Raw genomic sequence first — 18,594 nt, forward strand, 5'->3', positions numbered from 1 at the left:
CCCCGACAAGCCCGATCAGTTCTGGCGGGCGACCAGCTCGGTGACGAAGCGATCGATGAAGCCATCGAGGGGCCCTCCGCCCGCCGGCCGGATGACAAACTTCGTCAGCCCCGCGTCGACGTAGGCGTCGAGTTGCCGGTGCAGCCGATCCCAGCCGGCGGCGATCAGCTCGCCGGGATCGAGGTCCGGGCGGCGCCGCCCCCCCCCCGCGGCCAGCTCCGGGGGCACCTCGCCGTCGGTGACGGCCAGCGAGATTCCGAAGTGATCGGGCTCGATCTGCCGGCCGGCTTCGGCCGCGGCGCGTTCGATCGCGTGCCGGCCCGCCCGCGCCTCGGCCGGGGTGAGGAAGCTGCCCAGCCAGCCGTCCCCCAGCGCGCCGATGCGCCGAAACGCGGCGGGCGCCGAGCCGCCCAACCAGATGTCGAGCGGGGGCACCGGCCGCGGAGCCACCGCGGCCGCGGTCACGCTGTAATACCGGCCGGTGTAGTTGGCCGAGTCGTCCACCAGGGCCGAGCGCAGCACCCGCAACGCCTCGTCGAAGACCGCCGCCCGCTCACCGTCCGGGACCACGAACACCTCGCGCTCGGCCGGAATCGCCGACCGCAGACCGAACGCGGGAAGGACCCGCTTAGGCGCGACGGCGGCCAGCGAGGCCAACTGTTTGGCCACCAGTACCGGGTGCCGCCCGGGGAGCACGGCCACCGAAGTGCCCGCCTTCAGCCGGGTCGTCCGGGCCAGCGCGTAGGCCATGCCGACCATCGGGTCGACCGCCGGGGAGTACACCAGCTCGGAGAACCAGATCGAGTCGACCCCGCTGGATTCCAGGTGATCGACGATGCCGGCGAGCTGATCCGGAGCGGTGTCCGCGCCCAGCCCGACGCCGAAGCGAATCTTCAACGCTGCGCCTCCGTGTCCCTCCGAGTTTTACGTACCTGTCGCAACACCGCGGTGCCGCCGTTTGTGCCCGCGACACTCCTCAGCGCTGCAACGTCCAACGACCTCATGGAGATCGAAGGCGTCAATCAATTCGGCGAAGAAGGCGGTCCAATCGCACGAGGGAAGGTTGTGAGCAGAGCGATTCTAAACCCCTTATTTCCCTGCCCTTTTCATGTTCGTTGTCGGGTGGAAAACGCCGATGCGCGGGAATAGGAGCGCGCATCACTGGTTGTGGTGGGGGATGAAAGCGATCGGCTATACCGAATTCGGTGGTTCTCAAGTCTTGCGTGTCTTGGACTTGCCGGAGCCCCACGCGGGGCGTGGGCAGGTGCGCGTCCGTGTGCAGGCGGCGGCGGTCGTTCCTGCTGACACCTGCTGACAGCTCCTCATCCGACTGAAAGGACTATCGCTATGCGCGTATACCGATTCGACAACCACGACGGGCTAGACGGTCTCCGATTGCACGACGAACCCCTTCCGTCGCCGCAACGAGGAGAAGTCCTGCTGCGGATCAAAGCGGTCTCGCTGAATTACCGCGACATAGCGATCCCGCTAGGCCGCTACGTGCGTGACGCCAAAACCGGTCTGGTGCCGTGCAGCGACGCCGTCGCCGAAGTCGTCGAAGTGGGCGAAGGCGTCGGTGACTACCGCCCCGGCGACCGGGTGGTAGGGACGTTTCAGCCCAGGTGGTTCGGTGGGCCAATGCCGGCGAGCGCGGACTCCGACAGCTACGGCAGCGGGCAGGACGGATGGCTCACCGAATACAAAGTGGTATCGCAGGAATCGGTCGTCGCCGTGCCACCTGCTCTGCCGGACGAACAAGCCGCCACGCTGCCCTGTGCCGGTGTCACCGCCTGGAATGCGCTAGGCGGTCCCGCGCCGATACGCGCCGGCCAAACCGTATTGACGCTCGGTTCGGGCGGGGTATCGGTCTTCGCCGTGCAGCTCGCGAAACTGCTCGGGGCTCGCGTCATCGCGACGACCTCAAGCACTGCCAAGGCGCAGGTGTTGCAATCGCTGGGCGCTGACGATGTCATCAATTACCGCACCGACCCCGACTGGGGCCAACAGGTGCGCCAATTGACCGAAGGTCGCGGCGTCGACCGCGTCGTCGAAGTTGGCGGACCGGCCACTATTGAGCAGTCGTTGCGGGCGGTCGCCGTGGGCGGAGAGGTGACCTTGATCGGCTTCCTGAGCGAGGACAATCCCGGCATCGACTATTTCTTGCTCAAGGGCACCGGCGCAACAACGCGGTCCATCACGGTCGGGGACCGAACAGATCTTCAAAGCCTCGTGCGGGCCGTCACCACCGCCGGGCTCACACCTGTGATCGACCACGTCTTCGAATTCTCCGAGGCGAGGGCGGCATTCGAGCGACTGCGCGACGGAAAGCACCTCGGCAAGCTGGTCATCAGGGTCAACTGAGGCGGTGCGCACAGGCCGCCCGCCGTCGCGGTGAGTCGAGAAAGGGGTGCGCGCGGCTAGGCGCGGCTGGGCAGGGTCAGCTTGCAGGCCTGGCCGATGTCGAGTGTCCTGAGCATCCGTCCCATGCCGACCCACAGCGCGCAGGACATCGCCAGGTCGGCGAGCAGCTCTTCGGAGAAGTGTTCGTTGCACCGGCTCCAGAAGTCTTCATCGTCGCGCAACTTCGTGTGCTCGGTGCCGAAGCGGTGCGCGAACTCGGCCGCCAGGCGCTCCTGTTCGCTGTACCCCGGCCAGGTGCGCCAGTCCAGCGCGTGCTCATAGAGCTCCTCGTCGACGCCGGCGGCGGGCCCGTCGGCGTCGCGGGTGTTCACGCACACGGTGCATTCGTTGTCGTGGGCGATCACCGCCCGGGCCAACTCGCGGGTGCGCATGGGCAGCCGGTTCTTGGTGTAGACCGCCTGGCTGAAGTTGGCGATCGCGCCGCCGAGGTCGGGCGACTTCGTCGCCCAGCTGTAGATGTCGTCGTCGGCGAACGTTCCGATACGGCTCATGGCGCGATGCTACGCCCGCGCCCAGGGTTTTCGGCGAACGGTTCCTAGCCTCGGGCGCCGGCGGCCGCGTGAATAGCCACCGTCGGCGGCTCGTCATGCCAATCACGTTGGGCCAGAACGCGATGCGCGACGCGTTCGAGTGCGGCTTCCACCTGTCGGTGGTCCGGGCGGCCCTCGAAGCTGGGTGACCGGGACAGCTTGTCGACGAGCCAGGCCAGCAGTAGCGAGTACACGTAATCGACCTGTTGCGTGCCCGCCGGTGTGAGCCACATTTCGTCGCCGTCGCGCTGCGCGTAGCCGGTTGCAACGAGCCGGGAGAAGGTTGGCTCTAGCACCTCGAATGGGATCCGCAGGTAGTCGCCCATGTCGGTGAGCCGCGCCGCCCCGTTCATCTGCCGGAAGCGGTTGATCCGCAGCACGCCCCACAGGCCCGCGACGTCGAGCCGGCAATCGGGTCGCATCGCGATGCTGCGCAGCCGCATGCCGGGAGCGCCTCGCAACAGCCGGCCGATTGCGGTCTCCAGCATCTCGTCGGGCGTTTGGCTCGTGGGCATGGCGAACGCCTCGCCGATGTCGCCGCGGTTGTTGCCGATGCCCCGCAGCGGCACTTCGCGCAGAAACAGCGCCACGACAAACCCGACCAGCGCGACCGGCACCGCCCAGAGGAACACCCGGGTGAGCGAGTCGGCGTAGGCGGCCACGATCGGGGCCGCCACCGCATGCGGCAGCCGGTGCAGGGCCTCCGGCGAAGCGGCCGCGGCCGCGGGCGCCCGGCTGGCGACCATGGCCGGACCGATCCTGCTGTGCAGGAAGTTGGTGAACAGCGAACCGAATATCGCCGCGCCGAACGAACTGCCGATGGTGCGGAAAAAGGTGACCCCGGAGGTGGCGACACCCAGGTCGTCGAAGCTCGACGTGTTCTGCACGATGAGGACCAGCGTCTGCATGCACATCCCGATCCCGGCGCCAAGGACGACCAGGAACAGCGACTGCACCAGGGCCGACGTCGACGGGTCCATTCGCGACATCAGGAAAAACGCCACCGCCATCACCGCAGTGCCCACGACGGGAAAGACCTTGTACCTCCCGGTGCGGCCGACCAGAACACCACTGCCCATCGAGGTGGTCAGCATGCCCACCACCATCGGAAGCGTGCGCAGGCCCGACGTGGTCGCCGAGACGCCGTCGACGAACTGCATGTATGTGGGCAGGAACGTCAGCGCGCCCAACATCGCGAACCCGACCACGAACGACAACACGCAGCACACAGTGAATACCGGACTGCCGAACAGCCGGGTCGGCAGAATCGGCGCGGCGGCGCGGCTCTCCACCCAGACGAAGATCCCCAGGGCCACCGCGGAACCGGCGAACAGCCCGACGATCGTCGCCGAGCCCCATGGATACGTGGTGCCGCCCCAGCTGGTGGCCAGCGTCAGCCCCGAGGCGCCGAGGCCGACGAACAGGATCCCGATGTAGTCGATGACCGGTTTGGTGCGCTGGCTGAGCGCCGGGATGGCCGCCGCGGCAACGAAGAAAACCACAATCGAAATCGGCACGTTGATCCAGAACGCCCAGCGCCACGTCAAGTGATCGGTGAAATACCCCCCGAGCAACGGCCCGATCACCGTGGTGACTCCGAACACCGCGCCCATCGCGCCCTGGTAGCGGCCGCGATCCCGCAGCGGAATCACCTCGCCGATCAACGCCGTGGCGGTCACCATGAGCCCACCGCCACCGATGCCCTGCAACGCGCGCGCCGCCACCAGCATGCCCATCGAACCCGAAAGTCCACATAGCACCGACCCGGCGACGAAGAACACGACGGCCGCCTGGAACACCCTCTTGCGGCCGAAGAGGTCACCGAACTTGCCGACGAGCGCCGTCACGATGGTCGAGGCCAATAGGTAGCTGGTGACCACCCACGACTGATGGCCCGCCCCGCCGAGATTGGCGACGATGGTCGGCAGCGCGGTCGCCACGATCGTCTGGTCCAGTGCGGCCATCAGCATGCCGAGCAAGACCGCCACGAAGATGAAATTCCGCCGCTGCGGATCGACCGCGACGTTGTCGGGTGCGGACTCGGCGGTCGGGCTGGCCGGGATCGCCGATGGTGTCGCGCTCGTCATGCCTGCCTTTCCGTCGGCCTACGATCCATACGGGTGCCCAGGTCGAGGCGGCGGCAATCAGTGCGTGGGTGTCAGCTCGGGGGCCGCGACACGCACTGCGCCGAGTACAGTTCCTCCCCCAGCTTTTCCATCAACTCCAACTGGGTCTCCAGGTAGTCGATGTGGTTTTCCTCGTCGGCGACAATCTTCTCCAGCAGGACGGCGCTGGTGCTGTCCTGCTTCTCGCGGCACATGATGATGCCGGGTTTGAGGCGCTCCATCACCTCGTACTCGATGGCCAGGTCGGCCTCGAACTGCTCGCGCAGCGTCTGACCGATGCGCACCGAGAAAAGGCGCTGGTAATTCGGTAGCCCGTCGAGCAACAGGATGCGGTCGGTGATCTCCTCGGCGTGGCGCATTTCGTCGAAGGACTCGGCGCGGGTGTGCTCGGCCAGCTCGGTGAAGCCCCAGTTGTCCTGCATCTTGGAATGCAGGAAGTACTGATTGATGGCGGTGAGCTCGCTGGTCAACTGCTCGTTGAGCAGTCGCAGAACTTCCGGGTCACCTTGCACGATCACTCCTACGGTATGAAGGCTGTCACGTCTGGCCGCGGTCGGATGCGCTGGGCTGAAGCGCACGAGGGCAGGCCGTAGCAGCACTTTGCCATGCCGGTTTGGAATCTTCCAGCAAGGTAATGCTGTGCTCAGCGTGTCGCCTGAGTCACACGACCAGGGCTTAGGCATCGCTAACCTACTTAGGTTAGACTCCACTAATATGCGGCTTGTCCCGGTCTTCGTCAGCTCGCGGGGGGTGTGCTGATGTACGTGTGCCTGTGCGTCGGGGCGACCAACCAGACGGTGTGCGAGGCCGTCGCGCGGGGCGCGTGCACTTCCAAAGAGGTGGCCGCCGCGTGCGGGGCCGGTGCCGACTGCGGGCGTTGCCGTCGCACGCTGCGCGCAATCATCGCCGCCGCGCGCGAACTCGAGCCCACTTCCTCGCGCTAGCGTCGTTTGTTGAAATCCGCCAGGGCCGCGGCGTTGGCCTGGGCGCCCATCAGCTCGGCGAAGTGGGCATTTTCCCGCGCGCTCGCCGCGGCGATCTCCGGACGGACCGGTGACATCATCGTGTGCTTGACGGCCATGAGGCTCGAAACCGGCCGGGCGGCAAGCACTTCGGCGTGCCGACGAGCCTCGGGCAGCAGCTGCTCGGGCTCGCAGACGCGCCACACCAGGCCCATCCGCAAGGCCTCGTCGGCGTCGACCCATTCCGAGGACATCAACAACCACGCCGCGTTTTGCCGGCCCACCAGCTGCGGCAGCAGATACGACGAAGCGGCCTCGGGCGCCACACCAAGGCTGGTGAACGGGCACTTCAGGCGCGCGGTCGACGACATGAACGCCAGGTCGGCGTAGCCGAGGATGGTGGCGCCGATCCCCACGCCGACGCCGTTGACGGCACAGATCAGCGGCTTGGGAAACGCGCTGAGCGCGTCGATGAGCCCGGTGAAGCCGTGCTTTCCCGGCGTGAAGTCCGGGTCGGTGATGCGTGCCTGCATCTCGGCCAGGTCGGTGCCCGCGCTGAAGCCGCGGCCCGCGCCGGTCAGCAGGACGACGGCGACCTGTGGATCGTCGGCGGCGGCCAGCAGCGCTTCCGCCGTGGCGTCGTAGAGGGCTTCGTTGAAGGCGTTGAGCGCCTGCGGCCGGTTCAGCGTCAGGGTGCGCACCCGATTTTCGTCGTCGATCTGCAGGATCACGGGTGCAGCGTAACGAGATCAGCCGTTGCTGTAGACGCGGGTCGGCGCGATCAGCACCACGGCGCGCCGCTCCTTGGCCATCACCTGGTCGTAGGTGTTCCAGTCGTCGTGCGTGCCGCCCGCGGCGGTGAACACCTCACGCAGCAGGAGCCGCAACTGGTCCGCGTCTTTCAGCCAGGGCTGGGCGTCATCCGGACCCGCCAGCTCCGCGCGGCCTTCGACGGTGGCCCACTGCCAGCCGCTCTTGAACGTGACGGCCAGCTGCGGGCGGGCCCGCAGGTTCGCCAGCTTGACCTTGCCGTACGTGGTGAACGCCAGCGCCGGATCACCGGTTGCCGGGTGCGGCAGCAGCCCGACGTTGACCAATGAAGCCTGGACGGTTCCGTCCGCGCGCACGGTGGAGATCACCGCCAGACCGCTTTCTCCCTTGGCCAGCGCCACCGCGTCATCGAGTGTTGTCATGGGAATCCCTCAATCCTTGAACGGCGTCTTGAAGACGTAGCGGCTGGTGGGCACCGTGTCGATGTTCTGATTGGCGCCGAATGCGGTTGTGCTGGCGACCATCTGTTCTATCCGGCTCTGTAGATCGTCGTCGTCGGCGGCACCGAAGAATGCCTTCAAGTCGGTGATCGCCTCCGCCGGGAATAACTCTTCGACGATGCCCGCGATTCCCGGCGCGTCCGGCGTGAGGCTTCGCACCACCAAGTTCTGGGTGTAACCGAACGTCGACTGAGTCTCGATGGCCACCGAGGTGTGGTCGCGCTGCCAGCGGGTCAGCCAGGTCGCCTCGTCCAATTCGGCGGGCCGGCGCAGCAACGCGATGTTAGCCAAACCCGTTGTGCGGCAACCTGCTTCGGTCACCGGCGCGGCGAGCGGTACCGACTCGGTCACCAGGTAGGCGGCCAGGCGTTCGCATTCGCCGTCGAGCAGGGTCAGCGCCGCCGACGTCTGGTCGCCGTAGCACTGCTGGGTCCACAGGCTGACCACCGCGGCGACCGGCGGATCCAGCGTCGTCAGGGTCATCAGAGAGTGGCGCACGGCGTCGTCGCGCACGTTGACCGCGAGCCCCGGCACCCCCAGCTCCAGGAGCGCGTCGGCGACGGGACCCCGTTGCCGGGCACACCAGTCGTCGTTCGCGTCGGCGCGCCTCAGCACGGCGATGACCTTTTCCATAGGCAGAACCTACCGCCGGGGTTCGGCTATTTGACCGGGCGAACCTGGTGTTCGGCGCCGATCAACTTGCCGATCGTCGCGGCGAGCTGCCGGTAGGACTCGTCGCGGCCGCTCGAGGAGCGAAACACCAGACCGATGCGTCGTCCCGGGCGGGGCGTGGCGAACTGCGCGAGCCCGAGCCGGCTGCGCGCGGCCTCGACCGGCACCGCGCTCTGCGGAATCAGCGTCACGCCCAGCCCGCCCGTCACGCACTGCACCGCGGTTGCCAGCGACGCGGCTCGGGTGGTGGCCAGCTCCGCGCGCACACCGGCCTTCTGGCAGACGTCCAGCGCCTGGTCGCGCAGGCAGTGGCCCTCGTCGAGCAACAGCAGCGGCAGCGAAGCGAGCGCCGTGGCCGGCACCCGGCGCTTGCCCGACAGCGGATGCCCGGGCGGCAGCGCGAGCACGAAATCCTCGTCGTAGATGGGGATCGCGTTCACCCCCGCCGCCGGCATCTCAGAGGCGGGAAGCGCAATCAGCGCGGCGTCCAGTGCACCTTCGCGCAGGAGCGCGAGCAGTCGTTCGGTCTGGTCCTCGATGACCCGCAGGGTCAGTGCAGGCAGTTCGGAGGCCAGCCCGGCCAGCAGTGTCGGCAGCACGTAGGGCGCCACGGTGGGAATCAGCCCCAGCCGCATGCTGGCCTGCAGCGGATCGGAGGCGCCGGCGGCGGCGGCGGTGAACGCCTCCGCCGCTTCGACGACGGCGAGGGCGTGCGGGAGGAGCTGCTGGCCCTCCGGCGTCAAGAAGACACGCCGCGTCGATCGCTCGAGCAACTGCGTGCCCAGCCCGGTCTCGAGCGCCGCCAGCGCCTGCGACAGTGTCGACTGACTGACGCCGAGAGTGGTTGCGGCACTACTGAAGTGCTGCTTTTCGGCGACCGCGACGAACGCGCGGAGCCCCGCGATAGTGGGCTGATAGCTCTTATCGGTCATACCTATAAGTATAGTGTGATGTATCACCTTTACTTCAGGCGTCGCTCCACGGCATCATGGTGACAGTAAAGCTAATCTTGAGTGGATCCAGAAAAGGAGCGATATGTCCCTGCTGACAATCGGCGACCAGTTCCCCGACTACCAGCTCACCGCGCTGATCGGCGGCGACCTGTCGAAGGTCGACGCCAAGCAGCCCGGCGACTACTTCACCACCATCACCAGCGAAGACCACCCCGGGAAGTGGCGCGTGGTGTTCTTCTGGCCCAAGGACTTCACCTTCGTGTGCCCGACGGAGATCGCGGCGTTCGGCAAGCTCAACGACGAGTTCGAGGACCGCGACACGCAGATCCTCGGTGTCTCGATCGACAGCGAGTTCGTGCACTTCCAGTGGCGCGCGCAGCACGAGGACCTGAAGAAGCTGCCGTTCCCGATGCTTTCGGACATCAAGCGGGAGCTTTCGCTGGCCACCGGCGTGCTCAATGCCGACGGCGTGGCCGACCGGGTGACCTTCATCGTCGACCCGAACAACGAGATCCAGTTCGTGTCGGCGACCGCCGGCTCCGTGGGACGTAATGTCGATGAGGTGCTGCGCGTCCTGGACGCGCTGCAGTCCGACGAACTGTGCGCGTGCAACTGGCGCAAGGGCGACCCGACGATCGACGCAGGTGAGCTGCTCAAGGCTTCTGCGTAGGAGGGCGAAATGAGTGTGGAGAACCTCAAGGACGCGCTGCCCGAGTACGCCAAGGACCTGAAACTCAACCTCGGCTCGATCACCCGCAGCACCGTGCTGAACGAGGAGCAGCTCTGGGGCACGCTGCTGGCCAGCGCCGCGGCCACGCGGAATATCCAGGTGCTGGCCGAGATCGGCGCCGAGGCGGCCGACTATCTGTCGGCCGAGGCGTACCAGGCGGCGCTGGGTGCCGCGTCCATCATGGGCATGAACAACGTGTTCTACCGTGGCCGCGGTTTCCTGGAGGGCGCCTACGACGACCTGCGGCCGGGATTGCGGATGAACATCATCGCCAACCCCGGTGTGGACAAGGCCAATTTCGAACTGTGGTCTTTCGCGGTGTCGTCGATCAACGGGTGCTCGCACTGCATGGTCGCCCACGAGCACACGCTGCGTGAGGCGGGCGTGGATCGGGAAAGCATTTTCGAGGCGCTCAAGGCCGCGGCGATCGTTTCCGGTGTGGCGCAAGCGATCATGACCGTCCAGACGCCGGCCGCAGTCGGCTGATCGCAGCGTCGTGAGTCCTGTGGTGACCGGCCCCGCCTGGATCGAGCACGCGATCTGGTGGCAGGTCTACCCGCTGGGATTCGTCGGCGCGTTTCCCGCGTCCGGGCCGTCGCAACAGCCGCCGCAGCCGAGCGAACATCGGCTGCGGCGGCTCGTCGACTGGCTCGACCACGCCCTCGCGCTGGGGGCCTCCGGCCTCGCGCTGGGACCCATCTTCGCCTCGCGTACACACGGTTACGACACCACCGACCACTACCGCATCGATCCCCGGCTCGGCGACGACGCCGACTTCGACCACCTCGTCGCTGAGGCGCATCGCCGCGGCCTACGCATACTGCTCGACGGCGTGTTCAATCACGTCGGCGTGGACTTCCCGCGCTACCGCGAGGTGCCGAACGACGAGGCGGCGGCGCGCTGGTTTCGCGGCCGCCCCGGCCATTTCCACACCTTCGAGGGCCACTCCGAGCTCATCACCCTCAACCACGACAACCCCGAGGTCATCGACTATGCCGTCGACGTGATGACGCACTGGTTGCGACGCGGCGCCGCCGGCTGGCGTCTGGATGCCGCTTACGCTGTCCCGCAACAGTTTTGGGCCTCGGTGCTACCTAGGGTGCGCGAGCGGCACCCGGACGCGTGGTTCGTCGGCGAGCTGATCCACGGCGACTACGCCTCGGTCGTCAAGGCGGCCACCTTCGACTCGGCCACCCAGTACGAGCTGTGGAAGGCGATCTGGAGCGGCCTCAACGACGGCAACTTCTTCGAGCTGGACTGGGCGATGCAGCGGCACAACGCCTTGCTGAGCGGCTTCGCTCCGCTGACCTTCATCGGCAACCACGACGTCACCCGCATCGCCAGCCGGCTGGAACGCCCCGAGCATGTGGCCCACGCGCTGGTGATCCTGCTGACGGTCGGGGGCGTGCCCTGCGTGTACGCCGGCGACGAGCTCGGGTTTCGCGGCGTCAAGGAAGAGCGGCGCGGCGGCGACGACGCCGTGCGCCCCGAGTTCGGCACTCCCCCAATGGAAACCGACGCGTTCGGCGCGGATGTGTGGGCGCTGCACCAGTACCTCATCGGGCTGCGCCGTCGCCACCCGTGGCTGCACGCGGCGTCCACCACCGCGGTGCACCTGGACAATCGGCACTACGTCTATGAGAGCCGCAGCGGCGACAACGCGCTGCTGGTCGCGCTCAACATCGACGACAAGCCGCGGCGCCTGGTGCTGTCGGAGTTGGGCCAGCCGCGCGCACATGTCGTCGGCGGGTCGGGCGCACCGCCGGCCGAGGTGGTGGACACCCTGGTCGTCGAGCCCCACGGCTGGCGGATACTGAGCCCCGCCTAGGAACCCGCCAGCAGTTTCAGGGTCAGCTGATCCTGCTGGCCGGCGTAGTACTTGTCGAGCAGCGCGAGGAAGTCCGCGTTGTCATCGGTGGCACGGGCGAACAGCGTCATCGACGAGCGCAGCTTCAGATCGTCGGGCGAACCGAAGATCTCGGCGGCCGAACGGCCTTCGATCTGGTTGACCAGGCGTGTGCACTCGCGCAATCGCGGTCCGAGCACGTCATGGCGCAGGTACGCGCGGGCCTCCTCGAGCGAGGAGATGCCGTAGCGTTCCGCAGTCGGGCTGCTGCCCAGCCCGCGCAGCTGCGGGAACACAAACCACATCCAGTGACTGCGTTTTCGCCCGTGGCGCAGCTCGTCGACGACGTTGTGGTAGACCGGTTCCTGCGCATCCACGAAGCGCTTCAGATCGAACGATTCCATATGACTACGGTGGCACGTATGGCGGTCAAACGACGAGTGCCCAAAGTGCGCGACCTGGCGCCGCTGATCCAGTTCAAACGCCCGCAGTTCAACGCGACCAAACGTCGCCTCGACGCCGCGTTCACCATCGAAGACCTGCGACGCATCGCCAAACGGCGCACACCCAAGGCGGCGTTCGACTACACCGACGGCGCCGCCGAGGACGAGCTGTCGATCATGCGCGCCCGACAGGCCTTCCGCGACATCGAGTTTCATCCGACGATCCTGCGTGACGTCACCAACGTGACCGCCGGCTGGAACGTGCTGGGCCAACCGGTCGTCCTGCCGTTCGGGATCGCGCCCACCGGCTTCACCCGGTTGATGCACACCGAGGGCGAGATCGCGGGCGCGCGGGCGGCGGCGAACGCCGGAATCCCCTTCTCGCTCTCCACCCTGGGCACCATCGCGATCGAGGACCTGGTGACCGCTGTCCCCCAGGGGCGAAAGTGGTTTCAGCTTTACATGTGGCGCGACCGCGACCGCTCGATGGAGCTGGTGAAGCGCGCGGCCGACGCGGGGTTCGACACCCTGCTGGCCACCGTCGACGTGCCGGTCTCGGGCGCGCGGCTGCGCGACAACCGCAACGGTATGACGATCCCGCCGACGCTGACCCTGCGAACCGTCCTGGACGCGGTGCCGCACCCGAAGTGGTGGTTCGATCTGTTGACCACCGAACCGCTGGCTTTTGCGTCGCTGGATCGCTGGCCGGGCACCGTGGCCGAGTATCTGAGCACCATGTTCGACCCCAGTCTGACCTTTGACGACTTGGAGTGGATCAAGGCGCAGTGGCCCGGCAAGCTGGTCGTCAAGGGAATCCAGACGCTCGAGGATGCCCGCGCCGTCGTCGACCGCGGCGTCGACGGCATCGTGTTGTCCAATCACGGTGGCCGGCAATTGGATCGGGCCCCGGTGCCCTTCCACCTGTTGCCCGAGGCGGCGCGCGAGCTGGGCAAAGACACCGAGATTTTGGTGGATACCGGCATCATGTCGGGCGCCGACATCGTGGCCGCGATCGCGCTGGGGGCCCGGTGCACGCTGGTCGGGCGGGCCTACCTGTACGGGCTGATGGCCGGCGGCGAGGCGGGCGTGACCCGCGCGATCGAAATCCTGCAGGAGGGGCTGATCCGGACCATGCGGCTGCTGGGTGTCACCTGCCTGGAGGAGCTGTCCCCCAAGCACGTGACCCAGCTGCGGCGGCTGGGGCCTATGCGTTAGCGCCGAAATTGCGCTGAGGGCTGTGGTTGGGGTGTTGAGCACGACCATGGCGGCAATCTCGACGGCCGAGATTCTTCCCAGAGCTGATCGGCTGCACCCTCGGGAACAAATCGGTACCGGGCTGGGTTAAGCGCATCAGACTCAAGTTTTGGAGGATTGATGGCTGAAGCCAAGTCAGTGCCCGTGTTGTTCACCGGGACGATCGTGTTGCCCGGAATGGTGGTCCCGATTGCGCTGGACGACGCCGCCCGGGCGGCAATCGACGCCGCGCAGGCCAGCGAGTCCGGGCAGCTGCTGATCGCCCCGCGGCTGGACGACCGGTACCCGTCGCACGGTGTGATCGCGAAGATCTTGCAGGTCGGGCGGATCGCCGGCGGCGGCAGCGCCGCCGTGGTGCGCGGCGAGCGCCGGGCGCACATCGGGGCGGGGGCCTCCGGGCCCGGCGCGGCGCTGTGGGTCGAGGTGACCGAGGTGCCCGAGACGCAACCGACCGACGAGGTCAAGGCCCTGGCGGCGGAGTACAAGAAGCTGCTGCTGGCCATGCTGCAACGGCGCGAGGCCTGGCAGATCGTCGACTACGTCAACAGCCTGACCGACCCGTCGGCGCTGGCGGACACGTCGGGATATGCGTCCTACCTGACCGACGTGGAGAAGCGGCAGCTGCTGGAGACGGTCGATGTCGCCGAGCGGCTACGGGTGCTGATCGACTGGACCAGCGGCCACCTCGCCGAGGTCGAGGTCAACGAGAAGATCGCCGAGGACGTGCGCGAGGGGATGGAGAAGACGCAGAAGGAATTCCTGCTGCGCCAACAGCTGGCCGCCATCCGCAAGGAGCTGGGCGAGGGCGAGCCCGACGGATCCGACGACTACCGGGCCCGCGTCGAGGACGCGGACCTGCCCGAGAAGGTGCGCGAGGCCGCGCTGCGCGAGGTCGGCAAGCTGGAACGGGCCAGCGACCAGAGCCCGGAAAGCGGCTGGATCCGGACCTGGCTGGACACCGTGCTCGACCTGCCCTGGAACGTCCGGACCGAGGACTCGACGGACCTGAAGGCGGCGCGGGAAATCCTGGACGCCGACCACCACGGGCTCGGCGACGTCAAGGACCGCATCGTCGAATACCTGGCCGTGCGCACCCGCCGCGCCCAGCGAGGACTGCAGGTCGTCGGCGGCCGTGGCTCGGGCGCCGTGATGGTGCTGGCCGGTCCGCCCGGTGTCGGCAAGACATCGCTGGGTGAAAGCGTGGCCCGGGCGCTGGGCCGCAAGTTCGTGCGCGTCGCCCTGGGCGGTGTGCGCGACGAGGCCGAGATCCGCGGGCACCGGCGCACCTACGTGGGCGCGCTGCCGGGCCGCATCGTGCGGGCCATCGGCGAGGCGGGGTCGATGAATCCCGTTGTGCTGCTGGACGAAATCGACAAGGTCGGCTCCGACTATCGCGGCGACCCGAGCGCGGCGCTGCTCGAGGTGCTCGACCCCGCGCAGAACCACACCTTCCGCGACCACTACCTGGATCTGGACCTGGACCTGTCCGACGTGGTGTTCCTGGCCACCGCCAACGTGATCGAGAACATCCCGTCGGCGTTGCTGGACCGCATGGAGCTGGTGCAGATCGACGGCTACACCGAGGACGACAAGGTGGCCATCGCCCGCGACTACCTGCTGCCCCGGCAGCGCGAGCGGGCGGCGTTGAACGACGACGAGGTCACCATCACCGAGGCGGCGCTGCGCAAGATCGCCGCCGAGTACACCCGCGAGCCGGGCGTGCGCCAGTTCGAGCGGCTGCTCGCCAAGGCGCTGCGCAAGGTGACCACCAAGCTCGCCCCCGGATCGGACGGGGCAGCGGGTCCGCTCGTCATCGACGAGCCCGATCTGGTCGCCTACCTGGGCCGTCCCCGATTCACCCCGGAGTCAGCCGAACGCACTGCGGTGCCCGGCGTGGCCACCGGCCTGGCCGTCACCGGCCTGGGCGGCGACGTGCTCTACATCGAGGCCGGGGCCACCGACGGCGAGCCGGGGTTGCAGCTGACGGGCCAGCTGGGCGACGTGATGAAGGAGTCGGCGCAGATCGCGCTGTCCTACGTGCGCTCGCATGCCGCGGACCTGGGCATTGATACCAAAGACCCGAACCCGCTGGATCGGCGCATCCACGTGCATGTGCCCGCGGGAGCCGTGCCCAAGGACGGCCCGTCGGCCGGTGTCACGATGGTGACCGCGCTGGTGTCGATGGCCACCGGACGTCAGGTCCGCTCGGACGTCGGCATGACCGGCGAGGTCACGCTGAACGGGCGGGTGCTGCCGATCGGCGGCGTCAAGCAGAAGCTGCTTGCCGCCCAGCGTGCCGGGCTCTCAACGGTTTTCATCCCGTCGCGCAACGAGCCGGATCTGGACGACGTTCCGGCGGAGGTGCTCGACGCGCTAGAGGTGAAGCCGATGACCGACGTTGCCGAGATCGTCGCTCAGGCGCTGGAGCCGGTCACGCAGACCGCTTCGGCCGCCGCCTGATAGCCGTCGGTCGGCCGGCCTCCCCGGTCGGCCGACCGACATCAATCCTGTTGGTCACATGTCGAACGCCTTGGAAATTGCTGCGAAGAAATTGGGACGAACCCGTTTTCGTCTCCGACAGCCCGGGTAGCCACGAGAGGTCGGGGGGTCATCCCTACAGCCTGGGCCGGGGGCGGGGGCCAACCGCACATCAAGGGACATAAAGGTCCGAGGCTGTTCTGCTCCTTGCGGGGCAGTCCAACCGTTCGACAAGGAGTTCACATGAAGTTGAACAAACTCGCTGCTACCGCGGCGATGGCCGGCGCTCTGGGATCCGCGGCACTGGGGATCGGCGCCGGTTTCGCGCAAGCCGATCCGAATGGCCCGAACGTGCCGGGACCGGGCCCGAATGTGCCTGGCCCGAATGTGCCGGGACCGGACCAGCAGCCGGGGCCGGGGTACGTGCCGGGACAGCCCATTTGTAACCCTGGACCGGGCGCCAACTGCAATGGTCCGGGCTCCCCGCTTCCGCCCGGCCAGCACGGCGCCCCGCCGCCGGGCCACTACAACGAGCCGGCCCGCTATGGGCTCCCGCCCACCTGGCATAACCCGCAGGGTTACCCCGATGGCGACTATCCGGTCGTCTTCAACCCGGCGGTAAACCAGTGGGGCGTCTTTATCAACGGGCAATTCGTCGCGTACGCCGGCTAACACGGCACAACGAGACAGCCGCCTCCCTCGGGGCGGCTGTTCTCGTTTGCGCGTGACCCGGTATTTCCCTGCGTTCGGGCTCGGCGTTCAATAGAGCGGTGAGTTTGAAACGGCAAGTGGTCCACCGCGTTCAACGGCTTCTCGTCAATCCGGTGGGTCGCCAAATGCCGGGGGTCAGCCTGGAGACCGTGGGCCGCAAAAGCGGGAAGCCACGGCGCACCGCGGTCGGCGGCCGCATGGTGGACAACCAGTTCTGGATGGTCTCCGAGCACGGCGAACATTCGGACTACGTTCACAACATCAAGGCGAACCCGGCCGTCAGGGTGCGCATCGGCGGTCGGTGGCGCACCGGAACCGCCCACCTGTTGCCCGACGACGACCCGCTGCAGCGGCTCGGGAACCTACCACGGCTGAACAGCGCGATCGTTCGTCTGATGGGCAGCGACCTGCTGACCATTCGGATCGATCTCGACTGACATGGCCTACGACGAAGAGCTGGCCAACCGGATCCGCGAACTGCTCGGCGTCGAGCGGGGTATCGAGGAAAAGCGGATGTTCGGGGGTCTGGCGTTCCTGATCAACGGCAACATGTCCGTGGCGGTCAGCGGCCAGGGCGGCCTGATGGTGCGGGTGCCGCCGGACGACACCGAGAAGCTGTTGGGTCGCGCCCACGTCAGCCCGATGGTGATGGCGGGCCGGGAAACCCGCGGCTGGTTACGCGTTGACGCCGACGGCGTGGCAACCAAGCGCCAGCTGCAGGGCTGGGTCACTCGTGGGGTGGGCTACGCCCGCAGCCTTCCGCACAAATGACGCCCCCGGGTTAGCCGCGGGGCGCCGCGGGTACGAGGTGCGGTATGGACCAGCGTGTGCGACGACTGCTCGACGTCGCCGGCACCACCTACGCGGCCGAGGCGGGCATCAAGATCAATGACAAGCCGATGCCGCTCTTCCAGTTGCTGGTGCTGTGCATGCTCGCCAGCAAGCCGATCGACGCCGCCATCGCGATGGGCGCCGCCCGGGAAATCTTCAAGGCCGGGCTGCGCACGCCGAAAGCCGTGCTGGCATCCGACCGGCGCACCATGATCAGCGCTTTCGGCCGCGCCAGCTACGCGCGTTACGACGAAAGTTCGGCCACCCGCCTCACCGACATGGCCGAACGGGTCCGCGACGACTACTCGGGCGATCTGCGCCAGATTGCCGACCGCAGCCGGCACGACGTCGCCCACGCGAAACGGATGCTGAAGAAATTCAAGGGAATTGGCGACACCGGCGCCGACATCTATCTGCGCGAAGTGCAAGACGTCTGGACGTGGGTGCGCCCTTATTTCGACGACCGCGCCACCGCCGCGGCAAAATGTTTGGGGTTGCCCAGCCAACCGGCGAAGCTGGGAGCGCTTGCGCCGCAGGCAAATGCGCGACTGGCCGCCGCGCTGGTCAGGGCCTCCCTGGACGACGACGTGCGCCGGCGGGTGGCCGGTTGATCCGCCGTTGACCGTCCGGATCGGGACCTCGGGGTGGTCCTACAACCACTGGGCGGACGTGTTGTATCCGCCCGGTCTGCCCTCGGCGCGCCGGTTGGCCCGCTTCATCGAGGTTTTCGACACCGTTGAGCTCAACGCGAGTTTTTACCGGTGGCCCAAGGATTCGACCTTCGCCGGGTGGCGCGAACAGCTGCCGGAGGGATTCAAGATGTCGGTCAAGGCGCATCGCGGACTGACCCACTACCGCCGGCTGTCCTCCCCCGAGCCCTGGATCGAACGGTTCGAGCGCTGCTGGCAACTGCTGGGCGATCGCCGCGGCGTGCTGCTGGTCCAATTGCACCCCGAACAACAGCGGGACGACGCGCGGCTGGACCACTTCCTGCGGCTCGTGCCGGAGTGGATCCGGGTGGCCGTCGAGCTGCGCCACCCGTCCTGGAACGACCCCGCCGTCTACCAGCTGCTGGAACGCCGCCGCGCCGCCTACGTGGTGATGAGCGGCGCCGGACTGGCCTGCGTCCCGCGCGCCACCACCGACCTGGTGTACGTCCGGATGCACGGTCCCGACCAGGACGCGATCTACGCAGGCAGCTACTCCAGCGACCACCTGCGACGCTGGGCCGACCGGATCACCGAATGGGATGGCGAGGGCAGGGACGTGTGGATGTATTTCAACAACGATCTCGGCGGCCACGCCGTCCGCAATGCGCTGACGTTGCAAGAACTGTTGAGCTGAGCGGCCGCGAGTAGGCTGGCGA

At 67.5% G+C, this 18,594-nt stretch carries 21 protein-coding genes; 12 read left to right on the forward strand and 9 right to left on the reverse strand.

Features of this window, described 5'->3' with window-relative positions; all coding sequences use genetic code 11:
• Window positions 1-15 precede the first annotated feature (15 nt).
• Window positions 16-897, reverse strand: a complete 882-nt coding sequence (locus A5764_RS26505) for a TIGR03854 family LLM class F420-dependent oxidoreductase (RefSeq protein ID WP_067119651.1) — start codon at window positions 895-897, stop codon at window positions 16-18.
• A gap of 450 nt (window positions 898-1,347) precedes the next feature.
• Between A5764_RS26505 and A5764_RS26510 the strand changes: the two genes are divergently transcribed.
• Window positions 1,348-2,361, forward strand: coding sequence for an NAD(P)-dependent alcohol dehydrogenase (locus A5764_RS26510; protein ID WP_197501738.1), 1,014 nt, complete (start codon window positions 1,348-1,350; stop codon window positions 2,359-2,361).
• Window positions 2,362-2,417: 56 nt separating this feature from the next.
• Here the strand turns inward: A5764_RS26510 and A5764_RS26515 are convergent, their stop codons facing one another.
• The 3 genes from A5764_RS26515 to bfr all read right to left on the reverse strand — a co-directional run bounded on the left by A5764_RS26515 (window position 2,418) and on the right by bfr (window position 5,589).
• Window positions 2,418-2,912 (reverse strand): carboxymuconolactone decarboxylase family protein, encoded by a 495-nt coding sequence (locus A5764_RS26515; RefSeq protein WP_067119657.1) that lies wholly within the window; start codon window positions 2,910-2,912, stop codon window positions 2,418-2,420.
• A gap of 44 nt (window positions 2,913-2,956) precedes the next feature.
• On the reverse strand, window positions 2,957-5,038 hold the full coding sequence (locus tag A5764_RS26520) for an MDR family MFS transporter (RefSeq protein WP_067119658.1): 2,082 nt from the start codon (window positions 5,036-5,038) through the stop codon (window positions 2,957-2,959).
• A 71-nt stretch (window positions 5,039-5,109) separates the two neighbouring features.
• Complete coding sequence (gene bfr, locus A5764_RS26525; protein ID WP_067119801.1) at window positions 5,110-5,589, reverse strand: bacterioferritin; 480 nt, start codon at window positions 5,587-5,589, stop codon at window positions 5,110-5,112.
• Window positions 5,590-5,835: 246 nt separating this feature from the next.
• Between bfr and A5764_RS26530 the strand changes: the two genes are divergently transcribed.
• Window positions 5,836-6,021 (forward strand): bacterioferritin-associated ferredoxin, encoded by a 186-nt coding sequence (locus A5764_RS26530; RefSeq protein ID WP_067119803.1) that lies wholly within the window; start codon window positions 5,836-5,838, stop codon window positions 6,019-6,021.
• Here the strand turns inward: A5764_RS26530 and A5764_RS26535 are convergent.
• Genes A5764_RS26535 through A5764_RS26550 form a run of 4 tightly spaced genes read right to left on the reverse strand, consistent with a single transcriptional unit; the run spans window position 6,018 to window position 8,914 of the window.
• Complete coding sequence (locus A5764_RS26535; RefSeq protein WP_067119660.1) at window positions 6,018-6,770, reverse strand: enoyl-CoA hydratase/isomerase family protein; 753 nt, start codon at window positions 6,768-6,770, stop codon at window positions 6,018-6,020. The two genes, A5764_RS26530 and A5764_RS26535, sit on opposite strands and share 4 nt — an antisense overlap.
• 18 nt (window positions 6,771-6,788) lie before the next feature.
• A complete protein-coding gene (locus A5764_RS26540; RefSeq protein WP_067119661.1) occupies window positions 6,789-7,232 on the reverse strand; it encodes a PPOX class F420-dependent oxidoreductase in 444 nt (147 codons plus the stop codon).
• A 9-nt stretch (window positions 7,233-7,241) separates the two neighbouring features.
• Window positions 7,242-7,943: an EthD domain-containing protein gene (locus A5764_RS26545; protein ID WP_067119662.1), complete on the reverse strand. Its 702-nt coding sequence runs from the start codon at window positions 7,941-7,943 to the stop codon at window positions 7,242-7,244.
• A gap of 26 nt (window positions 7,944-7,969) precedes the next feature.
• Window positions 7,970-8,914 (reverse strand): hydrogen peroxide-inducible genes activator, encoded by a 945-nt coding sequence (locus A5764_RS26550; RefSeq protein ID WP_067119670.1) that lies wholly within the window; start codon window positions 8,912-8,914, stop codon window positions 7,970-7,972.
• A gap of 103 nt (window positions 8,915-9,017) precedes the next feature.
• Here A5764_RS26550 and A5764_RS26555 point away from each other — a divergent pair, with 103 nt between their 5' ends.
• From A5764_RS26555 to A5764_RS26565, 3 genes are read left to right on the forward strand one after another with little or no spacing between them, the layout of a single operon-like run.
• The gene (locus A5764_RS26555; protein ID WP_067119674.1) at window positions 9,018-9,605 is read left to right on the forward strand and encodes a peroxiredoxin; all 588 of its coding nucleotides are present in this window, start codon (window positions 9,018-9,020) and stop codon (window positions 9,603-9,605) included.
• A 9-nt stretch (window positions 9,606-9,614) separates the two neighbouring features.
• A complete protein-coding gene (locus tag A5764_RS26560) occupies window positions 9,615-10,151 on the forward strand; it encodes an alkyl hydroperoxide reductase (RefSeq protein WP_067119676.1) in 537 nt (178 codons plus the stop codon).
• 10 nt (window positions 10,152-10,161) lie between these two features.
• Window positions 10,162-11,493, forward strand: a complete 1,332-nt coding sequence (locus tag A5764_RS26565) for an alpha-amylase family protein (protein WP_067119681.1) — start codon at window positions 10,162-10,164, stop codon at window positions 11,491-11,493.
• On the opposite strand, the gene A5764_RS26570 is transcribed toward A5764_RS26565, so the two are convergent.
• The gene (locus A5764_RS26570) at window positions 11,490-11,915 is read right to left on the reverse strand and encodes a DUF1810 domain-containing protein (RefSeq protein WP_067119684.1); all 426 of its coding nucleotides are present in this window, start codon (window positions 11,913-11,915) and stop codon (window positions 11,490-11,492) included. The two genes, A5764_RS26565 and A5764_RS26570, sit on opposite strands and share 4 nt — an antisense overlap.
• An 18-nt stretch (window positions 11,916-11,933) precedes the next feature.
• Here A5764_RS26570 and A5764_RS26575 point away from each other — a divergent pair, with 18 nt between their 5' ends.
• From A5764_RS26575 to A5764_RS26605, 7 genes are all read left to right on the forward strand, one after another.
• Window positions 11,934-13,169 (forward strand): alpha-hydroxy acid oxidase, encoded by a 1,236-nt coding sequence (locus tag A5764_RS26575; protein WP_067119690.1) that lies wholly within the window; start codon window positions 11,934-11,936, stop codon window positions 13,167-13,169.
• 159 nt (window positions 13,170-13,328) lie between these two features.
• Window positions 13,329-15,668 carry an endopeptidase La gene (lon, locus tag A5764_RS26580; protein WP_067119693.1) on the forward strand — a complete coding sequence of 780 codons (2,340 nt, stop codon included), beginning with the start codon at window positions 13,329-13,331 and terminating at the stop codon, window positions 15,666-15,668.
• 261 nt (window positions 15,669-15,929) lie between these two features.
• Window positions 15,930-16,358, forward strand: a complete 429-nt coding sequence (locus A5764_RS26585; RefSeq protein WP_067119696.1) for a hypothetical protein — start codon at window positions 15,930-15,932, stop codon at window positions 16,356-16,358.
• 68 nt (window positions 16,359-16,426) lie between these two features.
• Window positions 16,427-16,834 (forward strand): nitroreductase family deazaflavin-dependent oxidoreductase, encoded by a 408-nt coding sequence (locus A5764_RS26590; RefSeq protein ID WP_231989834.1) that lies wholly within the window; start codon window positions 16,427-16,429, stop codon window positions 16,832-16,834.
• 1 nt (window position 16,835) lies between these two features.
• The gene (locus A5764_RS26595) at window positions 16,836-17,168 is read left to right on the forward strand and encodes a TfoX/Sxy family protein (protein ID WP_067119701.1); all 333 of its coding nucleotides are present in this window, start codon (window positions 16,836-16,838) and stop codon (window positions 17,166-17,168) included.
• Between the two features lie 44 nt (window positions 17,169-17,212).
• Window positions 17,213-17,839, forward strand: coding sequence for an endonuclease (locus A5764_RS26600; protein WP_067119705.1), 627 nt, complete (start codon window positions 17,213-17,215; stop codon window positions 17,837-17,839).
• A 7-nt stretch (window positions 17,840-17,846) separates the two neighbouring features.
• Window positions 17,847-18,572: a DUF72 domain-containing protein gene (locus A5764_RS26605; RefSeq protein WP_067119708.1), complete on the forward strand. Its 726-nt coding sequence runs from the start codon at window positions 17,847-17,849 to the stop codon at window positions 18,570-18,572.
• The last annotated feature ends 22 nt before the right edge of the window (window positions 18,573-18,594 follow it).

Source organism: Mycobacterium sp. 852002-51057_SCH5723018 (genome assembly GCF_001667035.1).
Lineage (GTDB): Bacteria > Actinomycetota > Actinomycetes > Mycobacteriales > Mycobacteriaceae > Mycobacterium.

Coding starts and splice junctions, on each gene's coding strand:
- A5764_RS26595 (WP_067119701.1), top strand. CDS start 16,836: ATGGCCTACGACGAAGAGCTGGCCAACCGGATCCGCGAACTGCTCGGC.
- A5764_RS26560 (WP_067119676.1), top strand. CDS start 9,615: ATGAGTGTGGAGAACCTCAAGGACGCGCTGCCCGAGTACGCCAAGGAC.
- A5764_RS26570 (WP_067119684.1), bottom strand. CDS start 11,915: ATGGAATCGTTCGATCTGAAGCGCTTCGTGGATGCGCAGGAACCGGTC.
- A5764_RS26520 (WP_067119658.1), bottom strand. CDS start 5,038: ATGACGAGCGCGACACCATCGGCGATCCCGGCCAGCCCGACCGCCGAG.
- A5764_RS26540 (WP_067119661.1), bottom strand. CDS start 7,232: ATGACAACACTCGATGACGCGGTGGCGCTGGCCAAGGGAGAAAGCGGT.
- lon (WP_067119693.1), top strand. CDS start 13,329: ATGGCTGAAGCCAAGTCAGTGCCCGTGTTGTTCACCGGGACGATCGTG.
- A5764_RS26545 (WP_067119662.1), bottom strand. CDS start 7,943: ATGGAAAAGGTCATCGCCGTGCTGAGGCGCGCCGACGCGAACGACGAC.
- A5764_RS26530 (WP_067119803.1), top strand. CDS start 5,836: ATGTACGTGTGCCTGTGCGTCGGGGCGACCAACCAGACGGTGTGCGAG.
- A5764_RS26575 (WP_067119690.1), top strand. CDS start 11,934: ATGGCGGTCAAACGACGAGTGCCCAAAGTGCGCGACCTGGCGCCGCTG.
- A5764_RS26550 (WP_067119670.1), bottom strand. CDS start 8,914: ATGACCGATAAGAGCTATCAGCCCACTATCGCGGGGCTCCGCGCGTTC.
- A5764_RS26510 (WP_197501738.1), top strand. CDS start 1,348: ATGCGCGTATACCGATTCGACAACCACGACGGGCTAGACGGTCTCCGA.
- A5764_RS26555 (WP_067119674.1), top strand. CDS start 9,018: ATGTCCCTGCTGACAATCGGCGACCAGTTCCCCGACTACCAGCTCACC.
- A5764_RS26585 (WP_067119696.1), top strand. CDS start 15,930: ATGAAGTTGAACAAACTCGCTGCTACCGCGGCGATGGCCGGCGCTCTG.
- A5764_RS26515 (WP_067119657.1), bottom strand. CDS start 2,912: ATGAGCCGTATCGGAACGTTCGCCGACGACGACATCTACAGCTGGGCG.
- A5764_RS26600 (WP_067119705.1), top strand. CDS start 17,213: ATGGACCAGCGTGTGCGACGACTGCTCGACGTCGCCGGCACCACCTAC.